The following is a 510-nucleotide window of genomic DNA, read 5'->3' on the forward strand; positions in this document are numbered from 1 at the left end:
TGTTCATGGTTGACGGCTGAACTGCCGATAATGGTAATAGCAGGGGCTGTCGTGTCGGCCACGATAACGGTTCTTGTAATTGATGTGGCTGCGTTACCGGCTGTATCGCTAACATTATAAGTAAGAATATAGGAGCCGGCAGTATTTGCATCAACGGAGCCCGTGACAAGGATATTTGCAGTTAAGTCTCCGTCAACGGTATCACTGGCGGATGCGCCTGCATCGGTATAGCTTGTTCCTTGCTCATGATTAGTTGGAGTACTTCCGCTTAAGGTCAATACCGGTAGCGTTGTATCAACAACTGTAATAGTACGTGTTAGTGTTGTTGCGTTATTTCCTGCGCTGTCGCTAACGTTGTAATTGAGAGTGTATGTGCCAGCGGCATTTGCATCGACAAAACCGGATACAGTGATGCTGGCGGTGATATCACCGTCAGTATTGTCTGTAGCACTGGCGCCACGGTCGCTATAAGCAGTTCCTTGTTCATGGTTGATGCTTGCCGAGCCAAGT

At 48.2% G+C, this 510-nt stretch carries 1 protein-coding gene; it reads right to left on the bottom strand.

What is annotated here, in order from left to right; genetic code table 11:
* Positions 1–510, bottom strand: a 510-nt coding sequence (locus A3735_RS09690) for a DUF5011 domain-containing protein (protein ID WP_156499577.1), incomplete at both ends; no start/stop codon positions are given.

The sequence above is a fragment of the Oleiphilus sp. HI0061 genome, assembly GCF_001635675.1.